The organism is Teichococcus aestuarii (genome assembly GCF_042651065.1).
Taxonomy (GTDB): domain Bacteria; phylum Pseudomonadota; class Alphaproteobacteria; order Acetobacterales; family Acetobacteraceae; genus Pseudoroseomonas; species Pseudoroseomonas aestuarii.
This window is the reverse complement of sequence record NZ_JBHSCH010000004.1, coordinates 32,304-49,007: the sequence shown is the minus strand read 5'-3', so window position 1 is coordinate 49,007 and position 16,704 is coordinate 32,304. Positions and strand designations below refer to the sequence as shown.

Below are 16,704 nucleotides of genomic sequence, written 5' to 3'. Positions count from 1 at the left end.
CATGGACTTCACCCTGACCGAGGCGCAGGAGGCGGTGCGCGATGCCGCCGCCCGCATCTGCGCGGGCTTCGGCGACGAATACTGGCTCAGGCACGACCGCGAGGGCGGCTTCCCGCAGGAATTCTACGAGGCCATGGCGCGGGATGGCTGGCTCGGCATCTGCATGCCGGAGGAATATGGCGGCGCCGGCCTCGGCATCACCGAGGCGGCCATCATGATGCAGGCCATCTCGCAATCCGGCGCCGGCATGAGCGGCGCCTCCGCCGTGCACATGAACATCTTCGGGCTGAACCCCGTGGTGGTGTTCGGCAGCGAGGCGCAGAAGCGGCGGATGCTGCCGCCGCTGATCCAGGGCAAGGAGCGGGCCTGCTTCGCCGTCACCGAGCCGGATGCGGGGCTCGACACCACCCGCCTGCGCACCCGCGCCGAGCGGCGCGGCGACCGCTACGTGATCCATGGGCAGAAGATCTGGATCTCCACCGCGCAGGTGGCGGAGAAGGCGCTGATCCTGGCGCGCACCACGCCGATCGAGCAGGTGAAGCGCCGCACCGAGGGCTTGAGCCTGTTCTACACCACGCTCGACCGCAGCCGCGTCTCGGTGCGCGAGATCGAGAAGATGGGCCGCAAGGCGGTGGATTCCAACGAGGTGTTCTTCGACGGGCTGGAAGTGCCGGAGGAGGACCGCATCGGCGAGGAAGGGCGCGGCTTCGAGTACATCCTGCACGGCCTGAACCCCGAGCGCATCCTGATCGCGGCCGAGGCGGTGGGGCTCGGCTTCGTGGCGCTCGAGCGGGCCACCGCCTATGCGCGGGAGCGGCGCGTGTTCGGCCGGCCGATCGGGCAGAACCAGGCGATCCAGCACCCGCTGGCCGCCAACTGGATGGAATTGCAGGCGGCGCGGCTGATGATCCTGCAGGCGGCCTGGCGCTACGACCGCGGCCTCTCCTGCGGGGCCGAGGCCAATGCCGCCAAGTACCTCGCCGCCGAGGCCGGCTTCCGCGCCTGCCAGCAGGCGGTGATGACGCATGGCGGCTTCGGCTACGCCAAGGAATACCATGTGGAGCGCTTCCTGCGCGAGGTGATGATCCCGCGCATCGCGCCCGTCAGCCCCCAGCTCATCCTCTGCTTCATCGCGGAGAAGGTGCTGGGGCTGCCGAAATCCTACTGAAGCGCGGGGAGGAAGACCGATGGGCGGATTGTGGTTCGAGGAGCTGACCGAGGGGCTGGAGATCGACGCCGGCTGGCGCCGCACCCTGACGGAGGCCGACAACGTGCTGTTCTGCGGCATGACGATGAACGTGGCGCGGCTGCACCTGGACGCCGAGTTCATGAAGGACAGCGAGTTCGGCCAGCCGCTGATGAACTCGCTGCTGACGCTCGGGCTGATGATCGGCATGAGCGTGCACAACACCACCAACGGCACCGCCATCGCCAATCTCGGCATGACGGATGTGCGCTTCCCCGTGCCGGTCTTCGCCGGCGACACGCTCGGCGTGCGCAGCACGGTGGTCTCGGCGCGGCCCAGCCGCTCGCGCGCCGATGCCGGCATCGTCACGCTGCGGCACGAGGCCTACAATCAGCGCGGCGAGGTGGTGGCAAGCTGCGAGCGCGCCGCGCTGATGCGCCGCCGCCCGGCGGAGGGCGCGGCATGAGGCTGCGCAGCCTGCTCTTCGCGCCCGGGGATTCGCCGCGCAAGATCGAAAAGGCGCTGGACGGCCCGGCCGACGGCGTGGTGCTGGACCTGGAGGATTCCGTCGCGCCCGCGGCCAAGGAGGCCGCCCGCGCCGCGCTGGCGGCGATGCTGCCGGGGCTGGCGGGCCGCCCGGTGGTGGTGCGGGTGAATGCGCGCGGCACGCCCTGGTACCTGGAGGATCTGGCGGCGGTGCTGCCGGGCGCGCCGGCGGCGGTGATGCTGCCCAAATGCGCCGGCATGGCCGACATCCTGGCGCTCGACCACCACCTGGAGGCGCTGGAGGTGGCGGCGGGGCAGGCACCGGGCCGCACCGCCGTGCTGGCGCTGGTGACGGAGACGGCGGCCTCGCTGCACGGGCTGGATTACCGCGGCGCGCCGCCCCGCCTGCGGGCGCTGTGCTTCGGCGCGGAGGACCTCTCCTCCGACATCGGCGTCACCCCGCGCGACGCGGCGGGGGCCTATGCCGCGCCGGTGCGGCAGGCGCTGGCGGCGATGCTGCTGGCCGCCGCCGCCGCCGGCCTGCCCGTGCTGCGCACCCCCCACCCCGACCCGCGCGACGCCGAGGGGCTGGCGCGCGAGGCGGCGGAGGCGGCGCGCGACGGCTTCGCCGGCAAGCTCTGCATCCACCCCGCGCAGATCGCGCCGGTGAACGCCGCCTTCACCCCGGATGCGGAGCGGCAGCGCTGGGCCCGCGCGGTGGTGGCGGCCTTCGCGGCGAGCCCGGACCAGGGCGTGCTCTCGCTGGAGGGGCGGATGATCGAGGGGCTGCACCTGCGGCTGGCCCGGCGCATCCTGCAGAGCGCGGAGGGCTGAGGCGGGCGCCGCGCCGCCCTCTCCACCCTGTCATGGCCGTGGGCGAGATCGCCCTGGCCTGAAGCGGCGCGCGGACGCATGCTGCCGGCGACCCCCGCCAGGAAGCGGCGCCGCCCGAAGGGGCGCCGCCTCCGGGCGCCGGGGCAGCAGCGCCGGCAGGAGACGCCATGATCCCCAATGCCATCTATCCCGACCTGCGCGACCGCAGCGTGTTCATCACCGGCGGCGGCAGCGGCATCGGCGCCGCGCTGACCGAGGCCTTCGCGCGGCAGGGCGCCCGCGTTGCCTTCGTCGACATCGCCGAGGAGGCGAGCCGCGCCCTGGCGGAGCGGGTGGCCGCCCTGCCCGGGGCCGTGGCGCCGCTGTTCCTGCCCTGCGACATCCGTGACATCGCCGCGCTGCGCGCCGCCATCGCCGAGGCCGCCGCGGCGCATGGCGACATCACCGTGCTGCTGAACAACGCCGCCAACGACCAGCGCCACGAGCCGGAGGCGGTGACGCCGGAATACTGGGACGACCGCATGGCCATCAACCAGCGGCCGCTGTTCTTCGCTGCGCAGGCCATCCTGCCGCAGATGCAGCGGGCGGGCGGCGGCTCGATCGTCAATTTCGGCTCGGTGAGCTGGAAGCTGCGGCAGGGCGGCATGCCCGCCTACACCATGGCCAAGGCCTCGGTGCACGGGCTGACCCGCGGCCTGGCGCGGGACTACGGCAAGCAGGGCATCCGCGTGAACACGCTGGTGCCGGGCTGGGTGATGACCGAGCGCCAGCTTTCGCTCTGGGTGACTCCGGAGGCGGAGCGCGAGATCGAGGCCGGGCAGGTGCTGGCCGGGCGGGTGATGCCGGCGCACATCGCCGACATGGCGCTGTTCCTCGCCTCCGCCGCCTCCGCCATGTGCTCGGCGCAGGAATTCGTCGTCGATGGCGGCTGGACCTGAGGTCATTCGCGGAAAGGTGATGATGCCGCCGCCAGCTTCGGCTGGCGGCGCGGCTGGGCCTCGGGGCCAAATTCCTCCGCTGGCCTGACCGGCCCGAGACTCCCCCGCCGAACGAGAGGGAGCCGGGCCTCAACGTCCTGGGAGGGACATGATGCAACGCCGCAGCCTGCTGGCCGCCCCGGCCGCCTTCGCGCTTTCCGCCGCCGCCCTGCCGCGCGGCGCGGCGGCGCAGGACAAGAAGACCCTCGCCTTCGTCGTCAACGTCTCGGCCGATTTCTGGACCATCGCGCGCCGCGGCATCGAGAAGGCGAACCGCGAATACCCGCAATACAACATGGAGATGATCGTCCCCGCCCAGGCGAGCGCCGCCGAGCAGCGCCGCATCGTGGACGAGCTGCTGGCGCGGCGTGTCGCCGGCATCGCCATCTCCGCCATCAACCCCGGCAACAGCACGGACATGCTGAACCGCGCCGCCGCCCAGGCGGTGCTGTTCACCACCGACAGCGACGCGCCCAACAGCAACCGCGCCGTCTATATCGGCACGGACAATGTCGCCGCCGGGCGCGAGGCCGGGCGGCAGATGAAGGCGGCGCTGCCGCAGGGCGGCAAGGCCATGCTCTTCGTCGGCACCATGGACGCCGACAATGCGCGCGAGCGCGTGCAGGGCATCCGCGAGGCGCTGCAGGGCGGCAACATCGAGGTGGCCGACATCCGCACCGATGAGAGCGACATGGCGCGCGCCAAGCGCAATGTCGAGGACACGCTGGCCCGCCGCGACGACATCGACCTGATGGTCGGGCTGTGGGCCTACAACACGCCGCAGATCTACCAGGCGGTGAAGGGCGCGGGGCGCGAGGGCAAGGTCCGCATCGTCGGCTTCGACGAGGACGGGCTGACGCTGCGCGGCGTGGCGGACGGCACCATCCATTCCACCGTGGTGCAGCAGCCCTACGAGTTCGGCTACCGCAGCATGGTCGGCATGGTGAAGTACCTGGAGGGGGACCGCTCCTTCATCCCCGAGAACAAGCAGATCATCGTGCCCACCCGCATCATCGACAAGAGCAACGTGCAGGAGTTCCAGGCGCAGATGCGCGAATTGCTGCGGAGCCGGTAGGCCGCCATGGACGGGGTGGCCCCGATCCTGTCGCTCGAGGGCATCAGCAAGAGCTATCCCGGCGTGCGGGCGCTGGATGATGTGAGCCTGCGGCTGAGGCCGGGGGAGGTGCTCGGGCTGATCGGCGAGAACGGCGCCGGCAAGTCCACGCTGATGAAGGTGCTGGGCGGCGTCGTCGCCCCCAGCGCCGGGCGCATCGTGGTGGGGGGGCGGGAATGGCCCCGCCTGACCGTGCCCGACGCGCAGGCCGCCGGCATCGCCTTCGTGCACCAGGAGCTGAACCTCTTCGACAATCTCGACGTGGCGGCCAACGTGCTGTTCGGGCGCGAGCCGCTGCGCGGCGGCCCGCTGCGCCTGCTCGACCGGCGCGCGGCGGCGGCGCGGGTGCGGCCGCTGCTGGCGCGGCTCGGCGCCGATTTCGCGCCCGAGACGCCGCTGGCCGCGCTCTCCATCGCGCAGCGCCAGCTCGTCGAGATCGCCAAGGCGCTGGCGGCCGAGGCGCGCATCATCATCTTCGACGAGCCGACCTCCTCCCTGACGCTGTCGGAGACGGCGCGGCTGCTCGCCGTGGTGCAGGAGCTGCGCGCCGCGGGCACCGCCATTATCTACATCACCCACCGCCTGGCCGAGATCGTCGACTGCGCCGACCGCGTCGTCTGCCTGCGCGACGGAAAGCTCGCCGGCACGCTGGAGCGCGGCGAGATCGGCCATGCGGCGATGATCCGGCTGATGATCGGGCGGGAGCTGCGCGCCCTCTACACGCCGCCGCGCCGCGCCCCCGGGCCGGGCGGGCTGAAGGCGGAGGGGCTGGTGACGGAAGCCTTCCCCCTGGCGCGGGCGGATCTGGAGATCCGCGCGGGCGAGATCCTGGGGCTGGCCGGGCTGGTGGGGGCCGGGCGCACCTCGCTGGCCCGCGCCCTGTTCGGGCTCGACCCGCCGCGCGGCGGACGGGTGCTGCTGGACGGGCGGCCGCTGCGCCTGGCCTCGCCGCGCGACGCGGTGCGCGCCGGCCTCTACCTGGTGCCGGAGGACCGCAAGGCGGCGGGCCTCGTGCTCTCCATGCCCATCGCCGAGAATGTCAGCCTCGCCTCGCTGCACAGCTTCGCGCGGCTGTTCCTGCTGGACCGGAGGAAGGAGGCCGCCACGGCGGAGCGGCAGGCGCGGGCGCTGCGCATCAAGGCGCCGCATGTCGGCGTCGTCGCCGCCACGCTCTCGGGCGGCAACCAGCAGAAGGTGGTGCTGGCCAAGTGGCTCAGCATGGCGCCGCGGGTGATCCTGTTCGACGAGCCGACGCGCGGCATCGATGCCGGCGCCAAGGGCGAGATCTACGCGCTGATGCGCGCGCTGGCCGATGAGGGGGTGGCCATCCTGATGATCTCCAGCGACATGGAAGAGGTGATCGGCGTCTCCGACCGGATCGCCGTGATGCATGAGGGCCGCATCAGCGGCATGCTGGACCGCGACCTGTTCAGCGAGCAGGCGGTGCTGCGCCTGGCCATCGGCCAGGGCGAGGAGGCCGCCGCGTGAACCGCAAGGATCTCGGCCTCGGCGCGCTGCTGGTGGTGATCGGCGCCATCACCGCCTTCCTCAACCCGCTCTTCCTCTCCACCGTCAACCTGCTGAACATGGCCAACCTCATCGGCCTGTTCGGCATCTTCAGCATCGGCCAGGGGCTGATCATCATCACGGCGGGCATCGACCTCTCGGTGGGGGCGATGCTGGCGCTGCTCGGCGTCGTCTTCGTCGACCTGCTGGTGAATTACGAGCTGTTCTGGCCCTTCGCCGTGCTGGTGGTGCTGGTGGCGGGGCTGCTGCTCGGCGCGCTGCACGGGGTGCTGGTGACGCGGCTGGGGCTGCAGCCCTTCGTCGTCACCCTCTGCGGTCTGCTGATCTACCGCGGCGCCGCCCGCTACTACACGCAGGACGGCACGATGGGCTTCGGCTATGCCGGCGACCTCGACACGCTCACCTGGCTCGCCTCCGGCCGCAGCTTCGGCATCCCGCACCCCTTCCTGGCGCTGATCGTGGTGGCGCTGGTGGTGGGGGTGCTGCTGCACCGCTCGGTGTTCGGCCGCTACCTCTACGCGGTGGGGCGCAACGAGGAGGCGGCGCGGCACTCGGGCATCGACACGCGCGCGGTGGTGGTCGGCGCCTACCTGCTGGGCGGGCTGCTGGCGGGGCTCTCCACCGTGCTGCTGGTGTTCTACACCAGCTCCGTCTCGCCCTCCTCCTTCGGCAATTTCTACGAGCTCTACGCCATCGCCGCGGCGGTGCTGGGCGGCTGCTCGCTGCGCGGGGGGGAGGGCAGCGTGCTCGGCATCGTGCTCGGCACGGTGCTGCTGCAGATCCTGCAGAACCTGGTGAACATCCTCGGCATCCCCTCCTCGCTGAACTTCGCGGTGATGGGCAGCGTCATCCTGCTCGGCGTCCTGGCCGACCAGCAATTCGGCCGGCGCAAGGCGGCGCTGGCCGGCGCCTGAAGGGCCAGCATCTGGAGGCCAGGAGGGAAGCGCACGGCCTCCCCCCTGGCGGCCTTCAGTTGGCCGAGATCTTCTTCTCGCGCACCACGGCGGTCCAGATCTTCGCCTGTTCCGCCAGGAAGGTCTCGAACGCCTCCGGGGTGGAGGCCACCACGTCCACCCCCTGGCTCTCCAGCGGCTGGCGCAGGGCGGGCTGGCGCAGCGCCTCCTGCAGGGCGGCGTGGAAGCGGCCGATGACCGCGTCCGGCACGCCCGCCGGCGCCAGCAGCCCCCAGAAGGCGCGGGCGGAAACGCCGGCCACGCCGCTCTCGATCAGGGTGGGGATGCCCGGCCGCAGGGGGGAGCGCGCCTCGCCCGTCTGCGCCAGGGCGCGCAGCGTGGTGCCCACCTGCCCGCCCAGCCCCACCACGCTGGCCACCGCCAGATCCACCTCGCCCGAGGAGGCGGCGGCGCTCATCGGGCCGCCGCCGCGATAGGGCACGTGCACCATGCGGCAGCCCGTGGCGTCCTGCAGCCGCTCCATGGTCAGGTGCGCCAGGCTGCCGATGCCGACGGTGCCGTAGCTGACGCTCTCCGGCGCCCGCTTCGCCTGGGCGATGACGGCCTCCAGCGTCGCCCAGGGCTTGGCCGTGGTGGTGGCCACCAGCATCGGCGCCGTGGCCACCAGCATCACCGCGCGCAGGTCCTTCGCCGTGAAGCCGAGGGTGGGGTTGAGGGCGGGGTTCACCACATGCGTGTCGAACACCAGCACGAAGCTCTGCCCGTCCGGCGCGGCGCGGGCCACGCTGGCGGTGCCCAGCGCGCCGCTGGCGCCCGGCCTGTTCTCCACCACCACCGGCACGCCGAGCGATTGCTGCAGCGGGGTCTGCAGCAGGCGGCAGATCAGGTCGGCGCTGCCGCCGGGCGGGAAGGGCGCGACGATGCGGATGGGGCCATCCGGCCAGGGGCGCTGCGCCCGCGCCATGGCGGGCGCGGCGAGGGCGAGGCCGGCCGCCAGGGCGGCGCGGCGGTGGAGGAGGGGTGGCATGGGCTGTTCCTGTCCCTGTGAGATCGCTGGCGCGGGCCTCAGGCGAGGCCCATCTCCTTCAGCACGCCCTCGGTGTCCGCCTGGTCCTTGGCGATGAAGGAGGCGAAGGCCTCGCCGGTGAGGAAGGCATCGTCCCAGCCGCGCTTGCGCAGCATCTCGCCCCAGGCGGGGGTGGCGTGCAGCGCCTCGGCGAAGGCCACGAGGCGGCGCCGCGCCTCCTCGGCCACGCCGGGGGCGGCGAACAGGCCGCGCCAGTTGGTGGCCGTCACGTCGTAGCCGCTCTCGCGCAGCGTCGGCACCTCGGGGTGCAGGCGGCGCGTGCCGGTGGTGGCCAGCGCCCGCACCCGCCCCGCCGCCACCTGCTCGGAGAACTCGCCCCAGCCGGCGACGGCGGCCTTCACCTGCGCGCCGATCACCGCCGATTGCGTGGCGCCGCCGCCGGGGAAGGAGACGAACTGCGCCTCCAGCGGCTTGCGCCCCAGCGCCTGGAACAGCAGGCCGAGCGCCACATGGTCCACCGTGCCGCCGCCGGCACCGGCGATCGGGATGCCGCGCGGCTCCTGCCGCAGCGCCTCGGCGAACTGCCGGATCTCGCGGAACTCGCTGCCGGCGGGCACGACGATGACGGCGGCTTCCTCGGTCAGCCGCGCCACGGGCACCACGTCCTTCAGGCTGACCGGCGATTTGCTGGCGATGGCCGAGCCCACCACGCTGGCGCCGCAGACCAGCAGGCTGTCCGCCCGGCCGCGCCGGCTGGTGACGAAGCGGGCCAGCCCCACCGTGCCCGCGCCGCCCGGCAGGTTCTCGAACTGGCAGCGCCCGACGAGCCCGGCCCCGACGCCGACATGCTCGATGGCGCGGCCCAGCCCGTCCCACCCGCCGCCGGGCGCGGCGGGGATGAACAGGGCGAGGCTCTGGATGATCTCGGCGGCGCGGGCACGGGCGCCCAGCCCCAGGAAGGGCAGGGCGGCCGCGGCGGCCAGCAGGGGGCGGCGTTGCATGATGGATGTTTCCTCGTTGCTTCTGGCAGGCGCGCGCCCCGTCGCCGGTCTGCCGCCGGCCTGGCGGGGCGCGCGGAAATCCGGTTCAGCCGGGGGTAGGGTAGACCACCATCCCCTCCATCAGCCGGCGCGCGGTGCGGTAGACCACCGTCTCCTCGGCCAGCAGCGCACCATCGCGCAGGGACGTGCGCGCCGTCACCGGCAGGATGCCGGAAGGGTGCGCCACGCGCAGATCCTCCGCCGCGCCGCGCGGCCGGGCCAGACGCTGCGCCAGGCTGCCGGGAATGCGCGCCGCCACGGCCAGGCACATGGCGCCGGTGAGCGGCGTGGCCTTGTGCGGCTGCCCGGCGGAGATCATGCGCACCAGGATGTCCATGGCCCCGGCCGGCAGGGTGGAGCCATCGGCGGCGGGGGCGTCGCGCGGCGCGGCGAGCAGCGCCACCTGCGGCAGGTTGCGCAGCCGGGTGCGCGCCTCCTCCAGCGTGTCCACCAGCCCCATCGCCAGCGCGGCGGCGGCGCGGACCGCCTCGAAGCGCCCGATATGCTCCGGCGTGGAGAGGGCGGCGGGGCTTTCCGTCCCCTCCAGCCCCAGCGCGGCGGCGGCGACGAACACCACCGGGTTGGCCGCATCCACCAGCGAGGCCTCCAGCGCGCCGAGGCCGGGGATCTCCAGCGTGTCCGTCACCCGTCCGCTGGGCAGCAGGCGCCCCGTGGCGGCGCCGCCCGGATCGGTGAAGGCGAGGCGGATGGGCGCCGCCGTGCCGGCCACGCCCTGCAAGGCGAAATTCCCCTCCAGCCTCGGCAGCCCGCCCTCCAGCGGAAAGCGGGCGACGATGATCTTGCCGGTGTTGGTGTTGTGGATGCGCACCACCGCCTCGTCGCCCGTGGCGGGCACCAGACCTTCCTCCACCGCGAAGGGGCCGACGGCGGAGGAGATGTTGCCGCAATTGCCGCGGTAGCCGACCACCGGCGCGTCCACCTGCACCTGGGCGAAGGTGTAGTCCACATCGGCATCGGCGCGGCTGGGCGGGCCGATCACCGCGATCTTGGAGAGGGAGGAGATGCCGCCGCCCATGCCGTCGAGCTGCCGCCCGTTCGGGTCCGGGCTGCCGAGGGCGGCGAGGAAGATGGCATCCCATTCGGCGCGTTCGGCCGGCAGGTCGCGGCTGTGGAAGAACAGGGCGCGGCTGGTGCCGCCGCGCATGTAGACGGCCGGCAGCCTGGCCAGGCGCCTCACGCCGCCACCCCCCGCGCCACCAGGGCGCGCAGCATGAAGGGCAAGATGCCGCCCGCCCGCCAGACGCGGCGGTCATAGGCGCTGTCCAGCCGGCAGCGCAGCGGCAGGATTTCCGTCTGTCCGTCGGCCCGGTGCAGCGTGGCGCGCAGCAGCGCGCTGGGCTGCGCCTGCTCGTCCAGCGCCTCGATGCCGAAGCGCTCCGTGCCGTCCAGCCCCAGGCTGCGCCGCGTGGCGCCGCCGGTGAATTCCAGCGGCAGGATGCCCATGCTGACGAGGTTGGAGCGGTGGATGCGCTCGAAGCTCTCGGCGATGACGGCGCGCACGCCGAGCAGCGCCGGCCCCTTCGCCGCCCAGTCGCGCGAGGAGCCGGCGCCGTAGTCGCGCCCCGCCACCACCACCAGCGGCACGCCCTCCTCACGGTAGCGCAGCGCGGCGTCATAGACGCTCATCACCGTGCCGCTCGGCGCGTGGCGGGTCAGGCCGCCCTCCTGGCCGGGCAGCATCTCGTTGCGGATGCGGATGTTGGCGAAGGCGCCGCGCATCATCACCTCGTGGTTGGCGCGCCGCGCGCCATAGGCGTTGAACTCGCCCGGCGGCACCTGATGCGCCGCCAGGAAGCCGCCCGCCGGAGAGCTGGCCGGGATGGCGCTGACCGGCGAGATGTGGTCGGTGGTGATGCCGTCGCCCAGGATCAGCAGCGGGCGGGCGCCGGAGAGCTGCGGCGCGGCCTCGGCGGCGGGCAGCCCGTCGAAATAGGGCGGGCGGCGGATATAGGTGCTGCCGGGCGCCCAGGCGAAGCGCGTCTCGCCGGCCACGGGCAGGGCGCGCCATTCGGCATCGGCGGCGAAGAGGCTGGCATATTCGGCGCGGTAGGTCTCGGGCGAGACGGCGCCGCGCAGCACGGCCTCGATCTCCGCCGCCTCCGGCCACAGCTCGCGCAGCATGACGGGGCGGCCCTCCCGGTCATGGCCCAGCGGCTCCGCGGTCAGGTCCAGCGTCACCCGGCCGGCCAGCGCATAGGCCACCACCAGCGGCGGCGACATCAGGTAGCCCGCCCGCGCCTGCGGGTGGATGCGCCCCTCGAAGTTGCGGTTGCCGGAGAGCACCGCGCAGGCCACCAGCCCCTTTTCGCGGATGCGTGCCGCCACCTCCTCCGCCAGCGCGCCGGAATTGCCGCCGCAGCTGCCGCAGCCGAAGCCGGTGAGGTGGAAGCCCAGCGCGTCGAGATCCTGTTGCAGCCCGCTGCTCTCCAGGTAGCGCGCCACCACGCGGGAGCCGGGGGTGAGCGAGGTCTTCACCCAGGCGGGCACCGTCAGGCCGCGCGCCACGGCGTTGCGGGCCAGCAGCCCGGCGCCCACCATCAGCGCCGGGTTGGAGGTGTTGGTGCAGGAGGTGATGGCGGCCAGCACCACCGCGCCATCGCCGAAGCCATCCTCCCAGCCATGCGCCGCCGCGCGCCCCGAGAAATCGGTCAGGCTGGTGGGGAGGGCGGGCAGCGCCACGCGGTCCTGCGGCCGGCGCGGGCCGGCGGCGCAGGGCTCCACCGTGCCGAGGTCGAACTCCACCAGCGTGGCGAAGCGCGGCTCCGGCGCGCCCGGCTCCCGCCACAGGCCCTGGGCCTTGCAGCAGGCCTCCACCAGATCGAGCTGCGCCGCCTCCCGCCCCGTGGCGGCGAGGTAGTCCAGCGTCACCCGGTCGACGGGGAAGAAGCCGCAGGTGGAGCCGTATTCGGGCGCCATGTTGGCCAGCGTCGCGCGGTCGGCCAGGGTGAGCGCGCCATCCAGCGCCGGGCCGGTGAACTCGACGAACTTCTCCACCACGCCGACCGCCCGCAGCCGCTGGGTCAGCGCCAGCACCAGGTCGGTGGCCGTGGTGCCGGCGGGCAGCCGCCCGGTGAGCCGCACCCCCACCACCTCCGGCAGGCGGAACACCAGGGGCTGGCCGAGCATCGCCGCCTCCGCCTCGATGCCGCCCACCCCCCAGCCCAGCACGCCGAGGGCGTTGACCATGGTGGTGTGGCTGTCCGTGCCCACCAGCGTGTCGGGGTAGGCCAGGCTGCGGCCGCCCTCCTCCCGCGTCCAGACCACGCGGGCGAGGTGCTCCAGGTTCACCTGGTGCAGGATGCCGCCGCCCGGCGGCGCCACGCGCAGATTCCCGAAGGCGCCCTGCGCCCAGCGCAGGAAGGCGTAGCGCTCGGCGTTGCGGCGATACTCGTTGGCGACGTTGCGCGCCATGGCATCCGGCGCGCCGGCATGGTCGACGATCAGCGAGTGGTCCACGATCAGGTCCACCGGGATGCCGGGGTTCACCTGCCGCGGGTCGCCGCCGCGCGCGGCGAAGGCATCGCGCAGCGCGGCGAGGTCGACAAGGCCGGGGATGCCGGTGAAGTCCTGCATCAGCACCCGGGCGGGGCGGAAGGCAATGTCGGCCGGGCGGGCCTCGCCCCCGGCGGCGGCCAGCACGGCGCCGATCTCGGTCTCGGTGACGGTGTCGCCATCCTGGTGGCGCAGCAGGTTCTCCAGCAGCACGCGCAGGCTGTAGGGCAGGGCGCGCAGCCGGTCCTCGCCGACGATGGCCGGCAGGTCGATGATGGCGTGGTCGCGGCCGCCCGCGTGCAGGGTGCGGTAGGGGGTCATTCGGCAATGTCCTCGGAGGCGGCGGGGCCCAGGAGCGGCGCCAGGGCCGTGTAGGAGGCGGCGATGTGGCGGCGCATCTGCCACTCGGCCATCTCGGGGTCGCGGTCCTCGATGGCGTCGAGGATGCGGCGGTGCTCGGTGACGGCGCGCCGCCCGCGCCCCGCCACCTTGCGCAGCTGCGAGCGGTAGAGGCGGAGCTGCTGGTAGAGGTCGCCGCAGAGCAGGCCGATCAGCAGCCCGTTGCCCGCGGCGCGGGCGATGGCGACATGGAAATCCTCGTCCATGCCGCCGAGGGCATTGGGGGCGTGCTCGCCATCCCCCTCCAGGCTGGCTTCCTGCCTGGCTAGGATGGCGCGCAGCCGAGCAAGGTCGGCCTCGCCCATGGCATGGGCGGCGGCGCGCGCGGCCAGGCCCTCCAGCGCCTCGCGCACGCCGTAGATCTCGCGGAAGGTGGTGGCCGAGAGGCTGACGACGCGGGCGCCGAGCCGGGGCGTGCGCTCCACCAGCCGGCGCTCCTCCAGCCGGTTCAGCGCCTCGCGCAGCGGCCCGCGGCTGACGCCGTACTGGCGCGAGAGCGCCGGCTCGCTGAGCTTGGCACCGAGCGGGATCTCGCCCCGGATGATCGCCTCGCTCAGCCGCTGGAACAGCGCCCGCTCCAGCGCCCCATCCGCGGGAAGGGATACCTCTGGCGCCCTGGTGTCGACAATCTCTTCCATGATCGACCGAGAATGGCACGTATTCCCGAAGTGGCCCAGCACATCGACGCAGATTGTCGACAGATTTTTCGGGAGGATTCCGGCCCTTCCCAGGGCCGAACCTGCAGGCCCGGCCGAGCTACCGCCCGCGGCCTTGCCAGTGGCGTCTGTGGCAGGAAGCGGCCCGCCGGCCCTGTGGTGCCGGGCGGCCGGTGCGGCATCCTGGCCTCGGGGGCCAGGAGGCTCCCTCGCCGCAGCCTGGCGCCGCAGCTTGGCGCCGCAGCCTGGCGCGGGTGCCTGGCGAGGGCCGCCGGAGCGAAGCCGCGCCGATGGACCGGCGGGCGGTTTGATGCCAGTCTGGGCCGGTAGAGCCGTGAAACGGCCGCATCCGGAGGAGATCAGTTCATGACCAAGCCGCCTGCCCGGACGGAGCCCGCCGAGGTGTCCGCCGCCCTCGCGACCGCCCCGGCCACCACCCCGTTCTCCCGCCGCGGCGTGCTGCTGGGCGGGCTCGGCATCGGTGGCCTGGCGCTGGCCGGCCGCCCCGCCCATGCCCAGGGCGCCGCGCAGAAGCCGGCGGAGATCAAGCTCGGCATCGCCACCTACCTGTCCGGCCCCGCCAGCGTCTTCGGCGTGCCGGCGCGGCAGGCGGCCGACATGCTGATCGAGGAGCTGAACGCCGCCGGCGGCATCGCCGGGGTGAAGGTGCGGCCGATCTATGTCGATGAGGGGCCGGGCGTCGACCACTTCGTCGGCGAGTACCGCCGGCTGGTGCAGAGCGAAGGCGTGCAGATGATCTTCGCCGGCATCTCCTCGGCGGACTGCCTGGCCTGCGCGCCCCTGGCCGACGAGCTGAAGCGCCCCACCCTGCTGTGGGATTGCGGCACCCAGCGCGTCTTCGAGGATGGCACCTACGGCTATGCGCACCGCCCGCAGGCCAATGCCACGCCGGAGGTGCTGGCGGCGCTGCTCTACCTGCTGAAGGTGAAGCCGGATTTCCGCAGCCTCGCCGTGGTGAACCAGGATTATGCCTGGGGCCGCGATTCCTGGGAGATCTGGCGCACCGCGATGAACGCGCTGAAGCCCGGCGTGCGCGTCTCGGCCGAGCTGTTCCCGCGCTTCGGCGCGACCGACTTCTCGAGCGAGATCACCCGCCTGCTGGCGCTGCGGCCGGATGTCATCTTCTCCACCACCTGGGGCGGCGACCTCGACACCTTCATCCGCCAGGCGGCCGACCGCAGGCTGTTCGAGCGCAGCACCTTCGTGCTGCCGCTGGCGGAATCCTCGCTGGAGCGCGTCGGCAAGGCGCTGCCCGCCGGGCACATCATCGGCGCGCGCGGCGACCACTGGTTCCTGCACCCGGCGCCGAAGGACGCCGACAAGCTGAAGAGCTTCACCGAGAACTACCGCAAGCGCTTCGATAGCTACCCGATCTACTCGACCCACCACATGGCGCAGGCGATCAACGCCATGAAGGCGGGCTATGAGAAGGCGATCGCCGCCAAGGGCGGCCAGTGGCCGACCGACGCGGAGCTGACCGCCGCCTTCCGCGGCCTCACCTTCCCCTCGCTCACCGGGCAGGTGACGATCCGCGAGGACGGGCAGGGGCTGGAGGACCAGCTGATCGGCACCACCCTGCACAGCGACCGCTACCCCTTCCCGGTGATGACCGACATGGTCGTCTTCCCCGCCGCCTCGGTGACGACGCCGGTGGGACAGAAGAGCACCGAGTGGCTGAAGACCCTGAAGCCCGACATGCTGGAGAAGCTGCCCCAGCCCGTGGCCTTCCGCTGAGGCCAAGGCGCGGGGGCGCCGCCGCGCCCCCGCGCATCCCGACCGCGACAGCAACAGGAACCGTCCCGCTCATGACCGCTCAGACCGCACCCGACCGCGCCACCCCCCGCAAGCCGCTCGAGGGGCTGCTGGTGGTGACGCTGGAACAGGCGGTGGCCGCCCCCTATTGCAGCTCCCGCCTCGCCGATGCCGGGGCGCGGGTGATCAAGATCGAGCGGCCGGAGGGGGATTTCGCGCGCGGCTACGATGCCGCCGTGCACGGGCTGTCGAGCTACTTCGTCTGGCTCAACCGCGGCAAGCAGAGCCTGGTGGCCGACATCAAGGCACCGGAGGACGCGGCGCTGCTGCACCGGGTGCTGGAGCGCGCGGATGTGTTCATCCAGAACCTTGCCCCCGGCGCCGCCGCCCGCGCCGGCTTCGGCTCGGAGGATCTGCGGCGGCGCTACCCGCGCCTCGTCACCGTGGACATCTCCGGCTACGGCGCCGGCCATGCCTATGCCGGCATGAAGGCCTACGACCTGCTGGTGCAGGCGGAGAGCGGGCTGGCTGCCATCACCGGCCACCCGGCGGGGCCGGGGCGCGTCGGCGTCTCGGTCTGCGACATCGCCTGCGGCATGGCCTCCTACGCGGCGGTGCTGGAGGCGCTGATCGCCCGCTCCCTCACCGGCGAGGGGCGGCGCCTCGAGGTCAGCCTGTTCGACGGCATGGCCGACTGGATGAACGTGCCGCTGCTGTATTTCGAGGGCACCGGCCAGGCGCCGAAGCGCGTCGGCCTCGCCCACCCCTCCATCTGCCCCTATGGCGCCTTCGAGACATCCGACGGCTCGCTGGTGCTCTTCTCCATCCAGAACGAGCGCGAATGGCAGAAATTCTGCACGACGGTGATGCAGGAGCCGGAGCTGCCGAAGCAGCCGGGCTATGAGAGCAACAATGCCCGCGTCGCCAACCGCGCTGTGGTGGACGGGCGCGTCGCCGCCGTATTCGCGGGGCTGACCCGCGCCGAGGTGGCGGCGCGGCTGGATGCGGCCGGCACCGCCTATGGCTTCGTCAACGAGGTGGCCGACCTGGTGAACCACCCGGCATTGCGCCGGGTGAACGTGGCCACGCCGGGCGGCATGGCGTCCATCGTCGCGCCGCCCGCCATCCATGACGGCGTGGCCAGCCCCGCCTTCGGCCCGGTGCCCGCCATCGGCGAGCACACCGCGGCGATCCGGGCCGAGTTCGCGGTGACGCAGCCGGCCTGAGAGGGCCGCCCGGCACGCGAATTGCTCAAGCC

At 73.1% G+C, this 16,704-nt stretch carries 14 protein-coding genes; 9 read left to right on the top strand and 5 right to left on the bottom strand.

The annotated features are described in order from the left end of the window. Position 1: 1 nt before the first annotated feature. The 7 genes from ACFOY6_RS03030 (at position 2) to ACFOY6_RS03000 (ending at position 7,038) form a co-directional block, all read left to right on the top strand. The gene (locus tag ACFOY6_RS03030; protein WP_109517546.1) at positions 2 to 1,168 is read left to right on the top strand and encodes an acyl-CoA dehydrogenase family protein; all 1,167 of its coding nucleotides are present in this window, start codon (positions 2 to 4) and stop codon (positions 1,166 to 1,168) included. Positions 1,169 to 1,187: 19 nt separating this feature from the next. Continuing rightward, positions 1,188 to 1,652, top strand: a complete 465-nt coding sequence (locus ACFOY6_RS03025) for a MaoC family dehydratase (protein WP_379641197.1) — start codon at positions 1,188 to 1,190, stop codon at positions 1,650 to 1,652. Next, positions 1,649 to 2,506, top strand: coding sequence for an HpcH/HpaI aldolase/citrate lyase family protein (locus ACFOY6_RS03020; protein WP_379648867.1), 858 nt, complete (start codon positions 1,649 to 1,651; stop codon positions 2,504 to 2,506). The genes ACFOY6_RS03025 and ACFOY6_RS03020 overlap by 4 nt, the downstream gene beginning before the upstream one ends. Positions 2,507 to 2,673: 167 nt before the next feature. Further along, on the top strand, positions 2,674 to 3,444 hold the full coding sequence (locus ACFOY6_RS03015; RefSeq protein ID WP_379648864.1) for an SDR family NAD(P)-dependent oxidoreductase: 771 nt from the start codon (positions 2,674 to 2,676) through the stop codon (positions 3,442 to 3,444). Positions 3,445 to 3,595: 151 nt separating this feature from the next. Next, positions 3,596 to 4,558, top strand: coding sequence for a sugar-binding protein (locus tag ACFOY6_RS03010; RefSeq protein WP_109517605.1), 963 nt, complete (start codon positions 3,596 to 3,598; stop codon positions 4,556 to 4,558). Between the two features lie 6 nt (positions 4,559 to 4,564). Further along, positions 4,565 to 6,085, top strand: a complete 1,521-nt coding sequence (locus ACFOY6_RS03005) for a sugar ABC transporter ATP-binding protein (RefSeq protein ID WP_379648862.1) — start codon at positions 4,565 to 4,567, stop codon at positions 6,083 to 6,085. Next, on the top strand, positions 6,082 to 7,038 hold the full coding sequence (locus ACFOY6_RS03000) for an ABC transporter permease (RefSeq protein ID WP_379648860.1): 957 nt from the start codon (positions 6,082 to 6,084) through the stop codon (positions 7,036 to 7,038). Before ACFOY6_RS03005 ends, ACFOY6_RS03000 begins: the two co-directional genes overlap by 4 nt. Before the next feature lie 55 nt (positions 7,039 to 7,093). Here ACFOY6_RS03000 and ACFOY6_RS02995 read toward each other — a convergent pair whose 3' ends face one another. The 5 genes from ACFOY6_RS02995 to ACFOY6_RS02975 form a co-directional block, all read right to left on the bottom strand. Further along, the gene (locus ACFOY6_RS02995) at positions 7,094 to 8,065 is read right to left on the bottom strand and encodes a tripartite tricarboxylate transporter substrate-binding protein (RefSeq protein ID WP_379648858.1); all 972 of its coding nucleotides are present in this window, start codon (positions 8,063 to 8,065) and stop codon (positions 7,094 to 7,096) included. Positions 8,066 to 8,103: 38 nt separating this feature from the next. Then, positions 8,104 to 9,066 (bottom strand): tripartite tricarboxylate transporter substrate binding protein, encoded by a 963-nt coding sequence (locus ACFOY6_RS02990; protein WP_379641182.1) that lies wholly within the window; start codon positions 9,064 to 9,066, stop codon positions 8,104 to 8,106. 85 nt (positions 9,067 to 9,151) lie between these two features. Further along, a complete protein-coding gene (locus ACFOY6_RS02985; protein ID WP_379648856.1) occupies positions 9,152 to 10,303 on the bottom strand; it encodes a 2-methylaconitate cis-trans isomerase PrpF family protein in 1,152 nt (383 codons plus the stop codon). Then, complete coding sequence (gene acnA, locus ACFOY6_RS02980) at positions 10,300 to 12,939, bottom strand: aconitate hydratase AcnA (RefSeq protein ID WP_379648854.1); 2,640 nt, start codon at positions 12,937 to 12,939, stop codon at positions 10,300 to 10,302. Before acnA ends, ACFOY6_RS02985 begins: the two co-directional genes overlap by 4 nt. Beyond that, positions 12,936 to 13,655, bottom strand: a complete 720-nt coding sequence (locus ACFOY6_RS02975; protein WP_379648852.1) for a GntR family transcriptional regulator — start codon at positions 13,653 to 13,655, stop codon at positions 12,936 to 12,938. The genes acnA and ACFOY6_RS02975 overlap by 4 nt, the downstream gene beginning before the upstream one ends. Before the next feature lie 384 nt (positions 13,656 to 14,039). Here ACFOY6_RS02975 and ACFOY6_RS02970 point away from each other — a divergent pair, with 384 nt between their 5' ends. Both ACFOY6_RS02970 and ACFOY6_RS02965 read left to right on the top strand, forming a co-directional pair. Continuing rightward, a complete protein-coding gene (locus tag ACFOY6_RS02970; protein ID WP_379648850.1) occupies positions 14,040 to 15,428 on the top strand; it encodes an ABC transporter substrate-binding protein in 1,389 nt (462 codons plus the stop codon). A gap of 71 nt (positions 15,429 to 15,499) precedes the next feature. Next, entirely contained in the window at positions 15,500 to 16,672 is a 1,173-nt protein-coding gene (locus ACFOY6_RS02965) for a CaiB/BaiF CoA transferase family protein (protein ID WP_379648848.1), read from the top strand. Positions 16,673 to 16,704 lie beyond the last annotated feature (32 nt).